This window comes from Pseudomonas sp. HMWF032, from assembly GCF_003060885.1.
Classification (GTDB): domain Bacteria; phylum Pseudomonadota; class Gammaproteobacteria; order Pseudomonadales; family Pseudomonadaceae; genus Aquipseudomonas.
In genome coordinates this window covers 167,858-183,832 of record NZ_QAIG01000012.1, presented here as the reverse complement: position 1 = coordinate 183,832, position 15,975 = coordinate 167,858, and the positions used below count along the sequence as shown (strand labels likewise).

Annotated in this window: 17 protein-coding genes and 1 tRNA gene; 8 read left to right on the top strand and 10 right to left on the bottom strand. The window is 61.1% G+C overall.

Going from position 1 to position 15,975, the window contains the following annotated elements; all coding sequences use genetic code 11:
* On the top strand, window positions 1–540 hold a 540-nt coding region (locus tag DBR00_RS21175; RefSeq protein WP_256583057.1), incomplete at its 5' end, for an EamA family transporter.
* Between the two features lie 80 nt (window positions 541–620).
* Here DBR00_RS21175 and uvrB read toward each other — a convergent pair.
* Entirely contained in the window at window positions 621–2,636 is a 2,016-nt protein-coding gene (gene uvrB, locus DBR00_RS16835; protein WP_108489067.1) for an excinuclease ABC subunit UvrB, read from the bottom strand.
* Between the two features lie 175 nt (window positions 2,637–2,811).
* Between uvrB and DBR00_RS16830 the strand changes: the two genes are divergently transcribed.
* From DBR00_RS16830 to DBR00_RS16815, 4 genes are all read left to right on the top strand, one after another.
* Window positions 2,812–4,008, top strand: coding sequence for an amino acid aminotransferase (locus DBR00_RS16830; protein ID WP_108489066.1), 1,197 nt, complete (start codon window positions 2,812–2,814; stop codon window positions 4,006–4,008).
* A 67-nt stretch (window positions 4,009–4,075) separates the two neighbouring features.
* Window positions 4,076–4,151: transfer RNA gene (locus DBR00_RS16825), tRNA-Asn, on the top strand.
* A gap of 565 nt (window positions 4,152–4,716) precedes the next feature.
* Window positions 4,717–4,941 carry a DUF2061 domain-containing protein gene (locus tag DBR00_RS16820; protein ID WP_108489065.1) on the top strand — a complete coding sequence of 75 codons (225 nt, stop codon included), beginning with the start codon at window positions 4,717–4,719 and terminating at the stop codon, window positions 4,939–4,941.
* A 108-nt stretch (window positions 4,942–5,049) separates the two neighbouring features.
* On the top strand, window positions 5,050–6,609 hold the full coding sequence (locus DBR00_RS16815) for a beta (1-6) glucans synthase (RefSeq protein WP_108538090.1): 1,560 nt from the start codon (window positions 5,050–5,052) through the stop codon (window positions 6,607–6,609).
* On the opposite strand, the gene DBR00_RS16810 is transcribed toward DBR00_RS16815, so the two are convergent.
* Entirely contained in the window at window positions 6,610–6,978 is a 369-nt protein-coding gene (locus DBR00_RS16810) for a hypothetical protein (RefSeq protein ID WP_108490514.1), read from the bottom strand.
* A gap of 174 nt (window positions 6,979–7,152) precedes the next feature.
* On the opposite strand from DBR00_RS16810, the gene DBR00_RS16805 reads away from it, so the two are divergent.
* The 3 genes from DBR00_RS16805 to DBR00_RS16795 all read left to right on the top strand — a co-directional run bounded on the left by DBR00_RS16805 (window position 7,153) and on the right by DBR00_RS16795 (window position 9,933).
* On the top strand, window positions 7,153–7,734 hold the full coding sequence (locus DBR00_RS16805; protein ID WP_108490513.1) for a hypothetical protein: 582 nt from the start codon (window positions 7,153–7,155) through the stop codon (window positions 7,732–7,734).
* Window positions 7,735–7,865: 131 nt separating this feature from the next.
* Window positions 7,866–9,164, top strand: a complete 1,299-nt coding sequence (locus DBR00_RS16800) for a serine/threonine protein kinase (RefSeq protein ID WP_108490512.1) — start codon at window positions 7,866–7,868, stop codon at window positions 9,162–9,164.
* Window positions 9,157–9,933: a VacJ family lipoprotein gene (locus tag DBR00_RS16795; RefSeq protein ID WP_108490511.1), complete on the top strand. Its 777-nt coding sequence runs from the start codon at window positions 9,157–9,159 to the stop codon at window positions 9,931–9,933. Before DBR00_RS16800 ends, DBR00_RS16795 begins: the two co-directional genes overlap by 8 nt.
* A gap of 70 nt (window positions 9,934–10,003) precedes the next feature.
* Here the strand turns inward: DBR00_RS16795 and DBR00_RS16790 are convergent, their stop codons facing one another.
* The 8 genes from DBR00_RS16790 to DBR00_RS16755 are packed head-to-tail and all read right to left on the bottom strand — an operon-like array spanning window position 10,004 to window position 15,927.
* The gene (locus DBR00_RS16790) at window positions 10,004–10,330 is read right to left on the bottom strand and encodes a hypothetical protein (RefSeq protein ID WP_371920671.1); all 327 of its coding nucleotides are present in this window, start codon (window positions 10,328–10,330) and stop codon (window positions 10,004–10,006) included.
* On the bottom strand, window positions 10,327–11,529 hold the full coding sequence (gene ccmI, locus DBR00_RS16785; protein ID WP_108490510.1) for a c-type cytochrome biogenesis protein CcmI: 1,203 nt from the start codon (window positions 11,527–11,529) through the stop codon (window positions 10,327–10,329). The genes DBR00_RS16790 and ccmI overlap by 4 nt, the downstream gene beginning before the upstream one ends.
* Window positions 11,529–12,011, bottom strand: a complete 483-nt coding sequence (locus DBR00_RS16780) for a cytochrome c-type biogenesis protein (RefSeq protein WP_108490509.1) — start codon at window positions 12,009–12,011, stop codon at window positions 11,529–11,531. Before DBR00_RS16780 ends, ccmI begins: the two co-directional genes overlap by 1 nt.
* Window positions 12,008–12,544: a DsbE family thiol:disulfide interchange protein gene (locus DBR00_RS16775; RefSeq protein ID WP_108490508.1), complete on the bottom strand. Its 537-nt coding sequence runs from the start codon at window positions 12,542–12,544 to the stop codon at window positions 12,008–12,010. The genes DBR00_RS16780 and DBR00_RS16775 overlap by 4 nt, the downstream gene beginning before the upstream one ends.
* Complete coding sequence (locus DBR00_RS16770) at window positions 12,541–14,514, bottom strand: heme lyase CcmF/NrfE family subunit (RefSeq protein ID WP_108490507.1); 1,974 nt, start codon at window positions 14,512–14,514, stop codon at window positions 12,541–12,543. Before DBR00_RS16770 ends, DBR00_RS16775 begins: the two co-directional genes overlap by 4 nt.
* Window positions 14,511–14,999 (bottom strand): cytochrome c maturation protein CcmE, encoded by a 489-nt coding sequence (ccmE, locus tag DBR00_RS16765; protein WP_108490506.1) that lies wholly within the window; start codon window positions 14,997–14,999, stop codon window positions 14,511–14,513. Before ccmE ends, DBR00_RS16770 begins: the two co-directional genes overlap by 4 nt.
* Window positions 14,996–15,172 carry a heme exporter protein CcmD gene (ccmD, locus tag DBR00_RS16760; RefSeq protein ID WP_090244811.1) on the bottom strand — a complete coding sequence of 59 codons (177 nt, stop codon included), beginning with the start codon at window positions 15,170–15,172 and terminating at the stop codon, window positions 14,996–14,998. The genes ccmE and ccmD overlap by 4 nt, the downstream gene beginning before the upstream one ends.
* Window positions 15,169–15,927: a heme ABC transporter permease gene (locus tag DBR00_RS16755; RefSeq protein ID WP_177480016.1), complete on the bottom strand. Its 759-nt coding sequence runs from the start codon at window positions 15,925–15,927 to the stop codon at window positions 15,169–15,171. Before DBR00_RS16755 ends, ccmD begins: the two co-directional genes overlap by 4 nt.
* Window positions 15,928–15,975: the final 48 nt, after the last annotated feature.

Here is a 15,975-nt window from a genome sequence, read left to right as displayed (position 1 = left end):
GGGGAGCACCCGCCGCTGTGGGTGATGTGCGGCCTGGCGCTGGCCTGCGGCGGGATTGTGCTACTGATGAACAACGGCCTGGATCACAGCGCCTCCATCGAACAGTGGTTCGCCGGCCTGCTGGTGGTGTTTGCAACGCTGCTCTGGGCCGGCGGGGCCTGGCTGATGCGTCAGCGCCCAGCGTTTCGCTCCAGTTGGCTCGGCCTGAGCCTGCAGATGCTGATCGGCGCACTGCTGCTGGCCCTGTTCGGCCTGTGGCACGGCGACTGGCAAGCGCTGGACCTGCGCGCCATAAGCAGCAATGCCTGGTTGTGGCTGGCGTATCTGGTGCTACCTGTCAGCCTCGGCGTGTATCCGGCGTATTTCTGGCTGCTGCGCGAGGTGCGGCCGAGCCTGGTGTCGACCTTCGCCTTCGTCAACCCGGTAGTCGCGTTGTTGCTGGGCTACCTGCTGCTGGGCGAGCGCCTGAGCCTGCTGGCGATGCTGGCCTGTGGCATCACCCTCGGCGGTGTGGTGCTGATTATCTTCGGCCGACGTTAATCGCACACCTGAGAAAGGGGCTTTAGCCGCGGACAAACGGTCATCCTGTCGCGGCGAAAGCCCCTTCCACACCCAGCCAATCAGACCTGTAGCAGTCGATCACGCAGCTTCTGGATTTCATCACGCAGCTGCGCCGCGGCTTCGAACTCCAGGTCGCGGGCCAGGGCGTACATCTTTTCTTCCAACTGACGAATGCGCTTGGTGATCTCGCTCGGCGAGCGCAGTTCGTTCTCGTAGCGCGCGCTTTCCTCGGCGGCTTGGGCCATGCCCTTGCGCTTCTTGCTGCGCGCGCCTGGCACCACGGCCCCTTCCAGGATGTCCTTAACGTCCTTGAACACGCCCTTGGGTGTGATGCCATTGGCTTCGTTGAAAGCGATCTGCTTGTTGCGCCGCCGCTCGGTTTCGCCGATGGCGCGCTCCATCGAACCGGTCATGCGGTCGGCATACAGAATTGCCCGCCCGTTGAGGTTACGGGCGGCGCGGCCAATGGTCTGGATCAGCGAACGCTCGCTGCGCAGGAAGCCTTCCTTATCCGCATCGAGAATCGCCACCAGCGACACTTCCGGCATATCCAGGCCTTCGCGCAGCAGGTTGATGCCCACCAACACATCGAACGCACCGATGCGCAGGTCGCGAATGATCTCGACCCGCTCCACGGTGTCGATGTCCGAGTGCAGGTAGCGCACCTTGACGCCGTGATCGCCCAGATAATCAGTCAGGTCCTCAGCCATACGCTTGGTCAGCGTGGTGACCAGTACGCGCTCTTCAATGGCCACACGCTTGTGGATTTCCGAGAGCAGATCATCAACCTGGGTCAGCGCCGGGCGCACCTCGATCTGCGGGTCAACCAGACCGGTCGGCCGCACCACCTGCTCGATCACCCGCCCGGCATGCTCGGCCTCGTAAGGCCCAGGCGTGGCGGAAACGAAGATGGTCTGCGGGCTGGCGGCCTCCCATTCTTCAAAGCGCATCGGCCGGTTGTCCAGCGCCGACGGCAGGCGGAAGCCGTACTCGACCAGGGTTTCCTTGCGTGAACGGTCGCCCTTATACATCGCACCGACCTGTGGCACCGAGACGTGGGACTCATCGATCACCAGCAACGCCTGATCCGGCAGGTAGTCATACAGCGTCGGTGGCGGCTCGCCAGGGCCACGCCCGGAGAGGTAACGCGAGTAGTTTTCGATGCCGTTGCAGTAACCCAGCTCAAGGATCATCTCCAGGTCAAACCGGGTGCGCTGTTCCAGGCGCTGCGCCTCCACCAGCTTGTTGTTGCTGCGCAGGTACTCCAGGCGTTCAGCCAGCTCGATCTTGATCTTCTCGATAGCCTCCAGCAGCACTTCACGGGGGGTGACGTAGTGGCTCTTGGGATAGAAGGTAAAACGCGGCAACTTGCGGATCACCTCGCCCGTCAGCGGGTCGAAGGCCGATATGCCTTCCACCTCATCATCAAACAGCTCAATGCGAATGGCTTCCAGGTCCGACTCCGCCGGGAAAATGTCGATCACATCGCCGCGCACACGAAAGGTGGCACGGGCGAAGTCCATGTCATTGCGGGTGTATTGCAGGTCGGCCAGGCGGCGCAGCAAGGCGCGCTGATCCATTTTGTCGCCGCGATCGACGTGCAGCACCATTTTCAGGTACGACTCGGGGCTGCCCAGGCCGTAGATGCACGACACCGTGGTGACGATGATCGCGTCCGACCGCTCCAACAGCGCTTTAGTCGCGGACAAACGCATCTGCTCGATATGGTCGTTGATCGAGGCGTCCTTCTCGATAAAGGTATCGGAGGACGGTACATAGGCTTCCGGCTGGTAGTAGTCGTAGTAGGAAACGAAATACTCCACCGCGTTGTTCGGAAAGAAGCTCTTGAATTCGCCATACAGCTGCGCGGCGAGGGTCTTGTTCGGCGCCAGCACCAGCGTCGGGCGCTGCACCTGAGCAATCACATTGGCGATGGAAAAGGTCTTGCCCGAACCCGTTACGCCGAGCAACGTCTGGTGCGCAAGGCCCGCCTCCAGGCCTTCGACCATCTGCCGTATGGCCTCGGGTTGATCGCCTGCCGGCTGGAAACGGGTGACCAATTGAAACTCGGACATGACAAACCTCGACAAGCGGCTGTGACGCGGCCTGAAAGCCTACGTCAAAACCGGTGAAAAGCGTGTGCCTGCTGTCGCAGCACAGGTTATGCGCCGGTATACTACCGGCCCACTTACGCAACCCCTAGCAGGGTGTTGCCTGATACTCACCTCTCCCTTCAGAGCTGCCGCATCCATGAGTCTGTTCTCTGCCGTCGAAATGGCTCCGCGCGACCCCATCCTGGGCCTCAACGAAGCATTCAACGCCGATACCCGTGCGACCAAAGTCAACCTGGGCGTGGGCGTTTACTACAACGAGGAAGGCCGCATTCCCTTGCTGCGTGCCGTCGCCGAAGCCGAGAAAGCCCGCATTGAAGCCCACGCCCCGCGCGGCTACCTGCCGATCGAAGGCATTGCTGCTTATGACAGCGCCGTGCAGAAACTGTTGCTGGGTGCCGACTCCGAATTGATTGCCGCTGGCCGGGTAATCACCACCCAGGCTGTCGGCGGCACTGGCGCATTGAAAACCGGCGCGGATTTCCTCAAGCGCCTGCTGCCCAACACTGTGGTGGCGATCAGCGACCCAAGCTGGGAAAACCACCGCGCGCTGTTCGAGTCGGCGGGTTTCCCGGTACAGAACTACCGCTACTACGACGCCGCCAGCCACGGCATCAACCGCGCCGGCATGCTCGAAGACCTGAAGAACCTGCCCGTCCGCTCGGTTGTTGTGCTGCATGCCTGCTGCCATAACCCGACCGGCGTCGACTTGTCGCTGGACGACTGGAAAGCCGTGCTGGACGTACTGCGCGAGCGCGAGCATGTGCCATTCCTCGACATCGCCTACCAGGGCTTTGGCGACGGTATCGAGCAGGACGCCTTTGCCGTGCGTCTGTTTGCTCAAGCGGGTATCCCGTTCTTCGTCTCCAGCTCGTTCTCGAAATCCTTCTCGCTGTACGGCGAGCGCGTCGGCGCGCTGTCCATCGTCACCGGCAGCCAGGAAGAAGCCGGCCGCGTGCTGTCGCAAGCCAAGCGCGTGATCCGCACCAACTACTCCAACCCACCGACCCACGGTGCCACCGTGGTCGCCAGCGTGCTCAACAGCCCTGAACTGCGCGCCCTATGGGAAGAAGAGCTGGCCGGCATGCGCGAGCGTATTCGCGGCATGCGCCTGGCCATGGTCGAGCAACTGGCAGCCCTGAACTGCAAACGCGATTTCGGCTTTGTCGCTCAGCAACGCGGCATGTTCTCCTACTCAGGCCTCACCGCCGAGCAAGTTGAACGGCTGAAAACCGAGTTCGGCATCTACGCCGTCAGTACCGGGCGCATCTGCGTGGCAGCGCTGAATCAGCGCAACCTGCCAGCAGTTACCCAGGCCATCGCCCAGGTACTCTGATCGTTCACAACGGGAGGTCATGGATACTTGACTTCCCGTTGTGAATCAGTAGGATACGCGCCGTTGTTCCGCGATAGCTCAGTCGGTAGAGCAAATGACTGTTAATCATTGGGTCCCTGGTTCGAGTCCAGGTCGCGGAGCCACATTCAAAAGCCTCGGCTAATGCCGGGGCTTTTTTGTATCCGCCGGACCCTCACCAGGGACTACGTCCCAGGTTATTCGCTACGCTCACCCCTACGGGGCCGCGCTAAAGCGCGTTCAACTTCGCTGTCGAGTCCAGGTCGCGGAGCCACATTCAAAAGCCTCGGCTAATGCCGGGGCTTTTTTGTATCCGCCGGACCCTCACCAGGGACTACGCCCCAGGTTATTCGCTACGCTCCCCCCTACGGGGCCGCGCTAAAGCGCATTCAACTTCGCTGTCGAGTCCAGGTCGCAGAGCCACATTCAAAAGCCTCGGCTAATGCCGGGGCTTTTTGTATCCGCCGCCCCCACACCAGGGGCTGCGTCCCGGTTATTCGCTCCGCCACCCTGCGGAGCCGCGCGAAGGTGCGTTAGCTTTAAAACCCAGCCCAAGCGCTGGCCTTTCATTACCCGCGACAATTAAATCAAGAAAAACTATCACAACAATTCAAATGAAATATTTTCCCAATAGAAGGTAAGCAACTAGGCTGCACCTCAATGAAGAATAATTCTCACTCGAGGTGGGCCATGCTCAAGACACTGACATTTACCCTGATGCATTTCTGCATTGCCTTCGGTGTTACCTACGCACTGACCGGCAGCGTTGCCGCCAGTGGGTTGGTGGCCGCCATCGAACCGCTGTGCAACTCGGTGGGTTTCTACTTCCACGAGAAGGTCTGGCAGCGTTTCGAGGGGCGTACCTCACAAACGGCCACGCAGCCCAAACATGCCTGGTTGCATCACCAGGCATAACCGTCGCAGATCGCCACAATGAGCGCTATCTGAGCGATAAAAACAGCCAGCCGAGACGTCGAGCAATCCGCTACTATGCGCGCCTCAACCACCATACGCGCACGTATCATGCCAGCCACTTCCCGTTTCCCTGCTGCACCCTACGCCTTGGCCTTCCTGTTCGGTTTGCTCGCCCTTTCAGGGCTCTGGTTTGGTATTGGCCAACCCGTTGAACTGGCCGATGCCGCCACGCCAACGCACAAACTGCAATGCGCCTCCTATACGCCGTTCGACAAAGATCAGTCGCCCTTCGATAAGCCCATGCAACTGCGTCCAGAGCGAATGGAAGCGGACCTGGCCCTGCTGGCCGAACGCTTCGAGTGCCTGCGCACCTACTCGGTGACCGGCCTGGAAGAGCTGCCGAACATGGCCCGCAAGCACGGCTTGAAGCTGATTGCTGGCGCCTGGGTCAGCCGCAACCCGGCCGACACCGCCGTAGAGATTGCTGGCTTGGTGAAAATGGCCAACGCCCATCCCGATGTGATCCAGTCGGTCATCGTCGGCAACGAGGCCCTGCTGCGCAAGGAGGTCACAGCCGAGCAACTGGTGGCGCTGATTGAGCAGGTCAAGGCACAGATCCAGCAGCCGGTAACCTATGCCGATGTCTGGGAGTTCTGGCTCAAACACCCCGAAGTTGCTCCTGCGGTGGACTTCATCACCATCCACCTGCTGCCTTACTGGGAAGATAACCCGGCCGGCATCGAAACAGCATTGCATGAAGTGGCAGAAGTGCGACAGACCTTCGGTAACGCCTATGCCCCCAAGGACATCCTGATCGGCGAAACCGGCTGGCCCAGCGAAGGCCGTCAGCGCGAAACAGCCGTACCCAGCCTGATCAACCAGGCCAAATTCATCCGTGGTTTTGTCGCCATGGCCGAACAGAATGGCTGGCGCTACAACCTGATCGAGGCCTTCGACCAGCCCTGGAAGCGCGTCAGCGAAGGCGCGGTAGGCGGTTATTGGGGGCTGTATGACGCTGACCGCCAGGACAAGTCAATCCTCGCCGGGCCGGTTTCCAACCTACCGCATTGGCCGGTCTGGTTGGCCACCAGCCTGATTCTGTTTATGGCCACGCTGCTGTTTGCCGGCCGCCCACAATCGAGCCGCGCTGCCCTGCTGCTGCCCCTGCTGGCCGCGCTGGCCGCTGCCTGCATCGGCCTGTTTGCAGAGCTGACGCTGGTGACCAGCCGCTACCTGGGCGAATGGTTGTGGAGTGCAGCGCTGATAACGCTCAACCTGCTGGTACTGGCCCATGCGGCCCTGCAACTCAGCCAGGCCAGCGGCTGGCGCTTGCAGCTTCGCCAATGGTTAAGCAGCAAGGCAGCGCTGTGGCTGGTGCTGAGCGGTTTTGCCGGAGCGGTGATGATGCTGGCGCTGGTGATGGACGCGCGCTACCGCAGCTTCCCCAGCGCCGCGCTGCTGCTGCCGGCAGTGGTTTACCTGTGCCAGCCCGTCAGCGGCTACCGCCGCGAAGTGGCGCTGTTGGCCCTGCTGATTGGTGCGGGTATCGCCCCGCAGCTGTATCAGGAAACCTTCAGCAACCTGCAGGCCCTAGGCTGGGCACTGACCAGCGCCCTGCTGGTCAGTGCACTATGGCGCAGCCTGCGAGCCAAGCCACAAACCGCCTGATCAGACAGTTTTAGGCGCACGCACCAAACGCAACAGCGCCAGCACCACGGCAAAAACCGCGAGGCTGGCGCTGTACAGCACCAATGCCGGCAGGCCCAGCAGCAAAGCCGGCACCGCCAGACGCTGCCCCCACAGCCCGGGCAGGACAAAGGCCAGCAGCGCGCAGCCCAATGCACCCAGCGACAGCACACGGAAGTGGATCAGCCAACCGAACAGGGCGCGCACTTCACAGCTCAGGCGTTCCGGCTCGGCCACGCACACCCCCACCCACAACTCATTCTCCATCAACTGGTAACGCAGCAGCAGACTGGCGGCCAGACTCAGGGCAGCAGCGATCAATACAAGGGCCAGGGGCAGGTAACGCGGCATATAAAAGCTCGGGACAAGGAAATGGCTGCGTAGGATAAGCCGACGCGCAGCGGATGACACCCCCCCGCACGACAGGCAAAAGCGCTTGTCATGTCAACGCAGCCGTCTTGCAGCACAAGTCAGCCGCACGCAAAGGGCTGTGAATGAAATACCAACAGGCCCTAGACTCTCCTCATGCCTATCCGTCGCCTGATTCTGATCACTGCCGGCCTGCTTGCCCTGTGGCTGCTCTGGGTGGTCCTACTACCCAGCCCTGGCAACCGGCCACCCAGCACGCCGCACGAAAGCGGCAGCTGGCGCGTGGCCGAGCATACCCTCAGCCGCCTGCAAGATTTCCAGTTGGAAGCACGGGTTCTCGGCCGTGAAGACTATTACGTCGATCGCGGCGCCAAGCTCTCGCCCACCGACCTGGCGCTCGGCTGGGGCCCCATGGCTGACCCCGAGGTGCTGCGCCATATCAGCATCAGCCAGCGCAACCGCTGGTACTTCTGGCGCGCCGAGCAACTGCCGATCGAGCGGCGGCAGATCGAAATCAACAGCGCCAACATGCATCTGATACCGGCTACCCCGGCAGTGGCCAGCACCCTGAGCAAACTCAAAGCGGGCCAGCAGATTCGGCTGACCGGGCAGCTGGTCCGGGTCGACGGCGACGATGGCTATCGCTGGGTCAGCTCACTCAGCCGTGAAGACACCGGAGATGGCGCCTGCGAGCTGATCTGGGTCGAGCAACTGCAACTGCTGCCCGATCCGTTGTGACACCAATATGCACTTCAGCCTGAAAACTTGGTTGCCTATAACTAAGCGGCACTTAGCCACGCTTATGTGGTCAAATCGATCCGCGTCGATCGCCGCCTCAGAACCAGCCCTAGCGCTCAAGAGATTTCGCCATGTTGCCTGTCCCTCGTCTGCTTGCCCTGCTCAGTTGCCTGGCCCTGACTGCCTCAGTCAGCGCGGCTGATATCGACGCCAGTAGCTATGGCTACCCCCTGCATAATGCGCTCGAAGCCACACTGGCGACCACCCCGCCCGAACTGAGACCTGCACTGCCCACCGATGCGGACATCGACCAGGCGGATTACCAAGCCAAACTGCGACCGGAGCGTGAGTTCGAGGTCCCGGAGAATTTCTGGCCGGTCACCAAGATGCGCTATCGCCTGGCCAAGCAATCAGGCGAGGCGCCATTGATCTTTATCATTGCCGGTACGGGTGCGCATTACGCCAGCAGCACCCCGGAATACCTGAAGAAACTGTTCTACGGTGCGGGTTATCACGTGGTACAGCTGTCATCCCCCACCAGCTATGACTTCATGACGGCCGCGTCGCGGTTTGCCACACCCGGTATCAGCCGCGATGACGCCGACGACCTGTACCGCGCGATGCAAGCTGTGCGGGCGCAGCATCCACGCCTGAAAGTCAGTGAATTTCACCTCACCGGTTACAGCCTGGGCGCGCTGCATGCCGCCTTTGTCAGTGAGCTGGACGAAACTCGGGGCAGCTTCAACTTTAAACGCGTGTTGCTGCTCAACCCACCGGTCAACCTCTACACCTCGATCAGTAACCTGGATCGCCTGGTGCAGACACGGGTCAAGGGCATTGATAACAGCACCACGTTCTACGAATTGGTGCTGGGAAAACTAACTCGCTATTTCCAGGACAAGGGTTATGTCGATATCAACGACGCCCTGCTTTATGACTTTCAGAACTCCAAGGAAAAACTCAGCGATGAGCAGATGGCCATGCTCATTGGTGCCGCCTTTCGCTTTTCCTCGGCCGATATCGCCTTCACCTCCGACCTGATCAACCGTCGCGGGCTGATTACCCCGATCAGCTATCCAATCAAGGAAGGCACCAGCCTGACGCCCTTCTTCAAGCGTGCCCTGCAATGCGACTTTGACTGCTACCTGACCGAACAGGTCATTCCCATGTGGCGAGCCCGTTATGACGGCGGCAGCCTGGCGCAACTGATTGATCAGGTCAGCCTGTATGCCCTGACCGGCTACCTGAAAAACAGCCGCAAAATTGCCGTGATGCACAACGCTGATGATGTGATCCTCGGCCCCGGCGACCTTGGCTACCTGCGCAGCACCTTTGGTGAGCGGCTGACGGTGTACCCGCTGGGTGGCCATTGCGGCAACCTCAACTACCGCGTCAACAGCGACGCCATGCTGGAGTTCTTCCGTGGCTAAGCCTCTTTCCCTTGCCCTGTTCGTGGGCCTGCTGCTGGGCAGCCACCTGGCCAATGCCGAGCACAGCGTCGACGCCGATGGTTTCAAGCGTCCACTGCAGCACTTGCAGTTCAACCCAGGGCTGGATGAACGCGAATTCGAGCGTTCGACCCTCACCGCCTTGAACGTCTATGACCCTCTGGAGTCATGGAACCGGCGCGTGTACCACTTCAACTATCGCTTCGATGAGTGGGTGTTCCTGCCGATTGTCGATGGCTACCGCTATATCACCCCAACCCTGGTGCAAAGCGGTGTCAGCAACTTCTTCAGCAACCTGGGCGATGTGCCCAGCCTGCTCAACAGCGCCTTGCAGCTCAAGGGCAAGCGCACCATGCAGACCACCGCACGGCTGCTGCTCAATACCACGATTGGCGTGGCCGGTCTGTGGGACCCTGCCACGCGCATGGGCCTGCCCAAACAGAAGGAAGACTTCGGCCAGACCCTCGGCTTTTACGGCACACCGGCTGGGCCATACCTGGTGCTGCCATTGCTCGGCCCCTCGAACCTGCGCGACACCGGCGGACTGGTGGCGGACTTTACAGTGAAAAACCAGGTCAACTGGCTGAACGTTGCCGAGGCCAGTGTCAGCCACCCGGAAATCACCCTGCTGGAAGTCGTAGACCAGCGCTCCACGGTAAATTTCCGCTACGGCCAGCTCAACTCGCCCTTCGAATACGAGAAAATCCGCTTCTTCTACCACGAGTCACGCAAGCTGCAGATCGCCGAGTAACGCTAGTCGTAGAAAGGCCGCCGACAGTGCGAACTGCGGCGGCCTTGGGAGTTTCCAGCAGGGTGCGTGACTACTGCGCGTAACGACGGTGCAACCCAGGCGGGACCCCACTGCTGTCGGTGGGCAACCAGGGCCCCTGCGGGTTACTCGCCCAACTCCAACCAGAGTTCCAGCGGTAATAAGTGCGCTCGCGGTAGTACAGATGAGAAGCGCCACCCACCACGTACACCCCCAATTGCGCATTCCACTGGCTGTCCACCCCAGGTGGCGGGGCGAACCGTGGGTGATTGCTGCTGCCACTTGGGCTGGTAACCGGCGCAGTAGCTGTCGGTGTCTGCACGCAAGCACCGAGTCCGAACAGGCCAATCAGCACCACGCCACGCAGTAACAACCTCACGGTGTTTGGCTGTCGGCGCTGTCGATCACAAGCTGCTGCAACTCGGTGGTCTTGCTCGCCAGCGCCTGGCTGCTGCCGATCCATTCACCGACCGTGGCGTTGCCACTGCGCGAGATACGCGCGACCAGCTGCACTTGCTCGAACCCGGAGATTTTCAGCTGCGGCATCATCGCATCGCTGTCTGACAGGCTGACTTCAGCCGGCAGGTCAGCCACGCTCAGGCGCTTGACCGCCAATGGCATCGGCGGCCCGGAAACGGCACGAGCGAAGACAAACACTGCATCACCCGGCTGCACCTTGGCCTGCAGCGCCGGGGCCAGCTCGACCCGTACCGTCAGGCCTGGAGAGGTAGCTTGTGTTGACTGAGTGGCGGGCTCGCCCAATTGCTCCTGAGCACGCTCAATCCCACCCTGAATAGCCTGGCGAGACGGGTCTTCCGCCGGCAACACCGCTACCAGCTGCTGCCAATGACCGATGGCTTTCTGGAACTGGCCGCTTTCATAGGCCGCAATCCCTAACAGCCCCAGGCTGGTGACCTCCGCCGGATCGGCTTTCAGTGCTTCATCTGTCAACGCCTGCAATTGCGCGGTCCACTGCTTGTCACCGGCGAAATACAGCGCCTGTGCCCACTGCCCGAGCAACTCCGGCTCACGCCCGGCCACTCCGACAGCGCGCTCAAACGCCACGACGGCGTCGGCGGCACGTTCCTGCGCCATATAGGTACGCCCCAGGAAGTACCAGCTTTCCGCCGACTCAGGGTTGCTCTTTACTGCGGCCTCCAAGCGTGCGGTCATTTCCTCGATGGTCTTCGGCTGCGCTGCAAAAACCTGTGCGCGCTCAACATCCCCAATAGCGCCCCAGTGCTGATAAAGGCCATAACCCAGCAGCGGCATCAGCAGCGCGGCAATCAACGGGACCGTGCTGCCCAGCTTGCGCTGGGTCGGCTGTGCCAGCGCACCCTCAGTATCCGCGAGCAGCTCGCGAGCAGCCTCGTCACGGCCACTGGCCAACTGCTCAGCATTCAGCGCCCCGGCAGCGTGCTGGCTTTGCAGATCCAGTAAGCGCTCCTGATAAAGAGTCACGTTAAGTGCCGTACGGTCTTCCTCAGCCTGAACCTTGCGTGCACGCAGCACCGGGATCAGCAGAAACGCCAGGGCCGTCAGCAACAGCAGACCGGCGCACAACCAGAATTCAATCATCAGTCTTTCTTATCCACAGGCGTTTGATTAAGCAGAGCGGTCAGACGCTGCTGTTCATCGGCAGACAGGCCGCTGGCGACAACGCCTGGCTTGCTACGACGGCGCAACAGGATAACCCCAAGCAGGACGAAACCACCGGCCAGCAAACCAGCCGGGCCATACCACAGCAGCAACGTGCGCGCGGTGACTGGCGGTTTGTAGAGCACGAAATCGCCATAGCGGCTGACCAGGAAGTCAATGATCTGCTCGTTGCTCTGCCCCTCTTCCAACATGCGGAAGATCTGCGCACGCAGGTCCATGGCTATCGGCGCATCGGAGTCGGCAATGTTCTGGTTCTGGCACTTGGGGCAACGCAGTTCTTCGACCAGGTTGCGGTAACGCTCGCGCTCGGCCTCAGTGGCAAATTCGTAGGTGTCGATGGCGGCCTGGGCGGTGCCCAGCAAGGCCAGCCCCAGTACCGCAGCACTCAGTAGACGCTTCATGGCTGAGCCTCATCGACGAGAGCCTGATACAGCGGGGCCAGCTGTTCACGCCAGACACGCTCATCGATTACCCCGACAAACTTGTGGCGGATGATGCCGTCCTTGTCGATCAGGAAAGTCTCGGGGGCGCCGTACACGCCCAGGTCCAGGCCCAGGGTGCCGCGCGCATCGTTGATGTTCAGCTGATAGGGGTCGTGGAACTCTACCAGCCACTTCTGCGCGGCGGCATTGTCGTCCTTGTAATTGACCCCGTAGATGGTCACGCCGAGCTTGGCCAGTTTGTTCAACACCGGGTGTTCCACGCGGCAGGCCACACACCAGGTGGCCCAAACGTTGACCAGCGCCGGTTTGCCCTTGAGATCAGCCTCGGTGAGCGGCTTACCATCCTGCACCGCCGGCAGCGAGAACGCCGGCAAGGGTTTGCCAATCAGCGCCGAGGGCAGTTCGGAAGGGTCGAGAAACAACCCGCGATAGAGAAACACCGCCACGCCAAGAAAGATAAACAGCGGTAACAGCAGCAGTAAACGCTTCATGCCTGCGCCCCCGCCATGCCCAGGGCATCACGCACGCGGGTGCGTACCTTCATCCGGTAGCGCTTGTCAGCTGCGGCGAGGAAGCCACCAAAGCCCATCAACAGCGCACCGAACCAGATCCAACGGACGAACGGTTTGATATGCACGCGTACCGCCCAGGCACCGTTTTCCAGCGGTTCACCCAAAGCAACGAACAGATCGCGGGTGATTCCGGCGTCGATGCCCGCCTCGGTCATCACCGACTGTTGCACGGTATACAGGCGTTTCTCCGGGTGCAGCACGGCAATTTGTTTGCCCGCTTCAAGGATGCGCACCGTGCCTTTATCCGACGTGAAGTTCGGCCCTTCAAAGTGCTCAGCCCCTTCGAAGATAAACTGGTAACCGCCGATGTCGACCGACTCGCCCGGCGCCATGCGCATGTCACGCTCAAAGCTGCCCACGCTGGTCAACACCACACCGAGGGCACACACCGCCATGCCCAGGTGCGCAGTTTGCATGCCCCAGTAGCTACGGGTCAGACTCGGCAACCCTTTGAGTAGGCCTTTGTGACGGGTTTTCTCAAGGATGTCGCGCACACCCGCCAGCACCACCCAAGCGGATAACAGGCAAACAGCGAGCACCGCCCAGTTGAAATCACCGACCAGGTAGGTGGCAATTACCGCCAGCACCACGCTGCCGATCAACACGGGGGCCAGCATACCGAGCAGCCACTGCAGCGGCGTGTCCTTCCAGCGCACAATCACCCCAACCGCAATCATGGCCATCAGCAGGCCCATCAGCGGTACGAACAGGGCATTGAAGTACGGCGGACCCACCGACAACTTGGCGCCCGTGGTGGCATCCAGCACCAGCGGGTAGAGGGTGCCCAGCAGGATCATCGCAGCGGACACCACCAGAATCAGGTTATTGACCAGCAATAAGGTTTCCCGCGACCACAGGGCAAAACCGACCTGGCTTTTCACCACCGGTGCACGGATGGCAAATAGCGCCAACGAGCTGCCCACCACGATCAGCAGGAACACCAGAATAAATACGCCGCGCTCAGGGTCGCTGGCGAAGGCATGCACCGAGGTCAGCACCCCAGAACGGACCAGGAAGGTACCCAGCAGGCTGAGGGAGAACGCGGCAATTGCCAGCAGCACGGTCCAGCTTTTGAACACGCCGCGTTTTTCCGTCACAGCCAGGGAGTGGATCAACGCGGTGCCGACCAACCAAGGCATAAAGGAGGCGTTTTCCACCGGATCCCAGAACCACCAACCACCCCAGCCAAGTTCGTAGTAGGCCCACCACGAGCCCAGCGCGATACCGATGCCAAGGAAGGCCCAGGCGACAATGGTCCACGGCCGCGACCAGCGCGCCCAAGCCGCGTCCAGCTTGCCGCCCAGCAACGCCGCAATGGCGAAGGCGAAGGCCACGGAGAAGCCTACATAGCCCATGTAGAGCATCGGCGGGTGGATGATCAGACCGAAGTCTTGCAACAGCGGGTTGAGGTCGCGGCCATCAGCCGGGGTGTCAAACAGCAGCCGCTCGAACGGATTGGAGGTGATGATCAAAAACAACAAAAAGCCGATGCTGATGATGCCCATCACGGCCAGTACACGGGCGAGCATCTCTTCCGGCAACTGCCGCGAGAAGATCGACACAGCAAAGGTCCAACCGGCAAGGATCAGCCCCCACAGCAGCAGCGACCCTTCATGGGCGCCCCACACGGCGCTGAATTTGTAATACCACGGCAGTGCACTGTTGGAGTTGTTGGCCACATAGGCGACGGTGAAGTCGTCGATCATAAAGGCGTAGGTCAGGCAGACGAACGCAAACAGCATAAAGGCAAACTGCCCCCAGGCAGCCGGCTGCGCCAGGCTCATCCATTGCCGGTCACCCCGCCAGGCTCCGATCAACGGCAATGTTGCCTGCACCAGCGCCATGCACAGCGCCAGGATCATCGCCAGATGGCCAAGTTCGGGGATCATTGCGCGTACTCCGCTGGGGACGCTTGCTTGGCCGCTTTGGCCGCGTCGTGCTGCTGTTTCATGCCGCTCTGCTCCAAGGCCTGCATGACTTCCGGCGGCATGTAGTTTTCGTCGTGTTTGGCCAGTACTTCATCGGCAATCAGCACGCCGCTGGCGTCGAGCTTGCCCATGGCGACGATGCCCTGCCCTTCGCGAAACAGGTCCGGGAGGATGCCGCTGTAGCGGATGGTCACGCTCTTGGCGCCGTCAGTGACGACAAAATCGGTGTCCAGTGAGTCGCTGGAGCGCTTCACCGAGCCCTCCTCAACCAGGCCGCCAGCACGGATGCGGGTGTCCTGCGGGGCTTCGCCGTTGGCGATCTGGGTCGGGGTATAGAACAGGTTGATGTTCTGCTGCAACGCGCTCAGGGCCAGCGCCACAGCGATGCCGACACCGGCGATGATTGCCAGGACGATATACAGGCGTTTTTTACGCACGGGGTTCACTTCGACTCCTCCCGGCGCAAACGACGCGCCTCGTCTTGCAGATAACGGCGACGCGCCAGGATTGGCAGCGCCACATTCAGCCCCAGCACAGCCAGGCTGATGGCATAACAGGACCAGACATAAGGCCCGTGGGTGCCCATGGCGAGAAACTCGCTGAAGCTGGCAAAACTCATAGCCCCTTCTCCACCTGCGCCTTGATCTCAGTTTTGGCCCAACTGCTGCGGGCCTCGCGCTTAAGCACTTCCAGGCGCATGCGCATCAGCAGCACGGCCCCAAAGAAGCAGTAGAAGCCCAGCACCATGATCAGCAGCGGCATCCACATCTCAAACGGCATGGCCGGCTTGGCCACCACACTGAAGGTTGCCGGCTGGTGCAGGGTGTTCCACCACTCCACCGAGTATTTGATGATCGGGATGTTCACTACACCAACAATGGCCAGCACCGCACAGGCCTTGGCCGCGCTGTCACGGTTGGTGATGGCATTGCCGAGCGCGATCACACCGAAATACAGGAACAGCAGAATCAGCATCGAGGTCAGGCGGGCATCCCACACCCAGTACGTGCCCCAGGTCGGCTTGCCCCACACCGCACCGGTCACCAGAGCGATCGCCGTCATCCAGGCGCCGATGGGTGCGGCCTGCTGCAAGGCGACATCGGCCAGTTTCATTTTCCACACCAGCCCAACAACGCCGGCCACCGCCAGCATCACGTAGATCGACTGAGCGAGAAATGCCGCTGGCACATGGATGTAAATGATGCGAAAGCTGTTGCCCTGCTGATAATCCGGCGGCGCAAAGGCCAGGCCCCAAACCAAGCCGACCGCCAACAGCACAGCGGCGGCCAGGGCCAACCAGGGGAGCCAGCGGCTGCTGATTTCATAAAACCATTTAGGCGAGCCGAGCTTGTGAAACCACGTCCAGTTCATCAGGTTACTCATCAGTGCTAGGGCTGATCAGGGTGCAGGCAGGCACCGCGA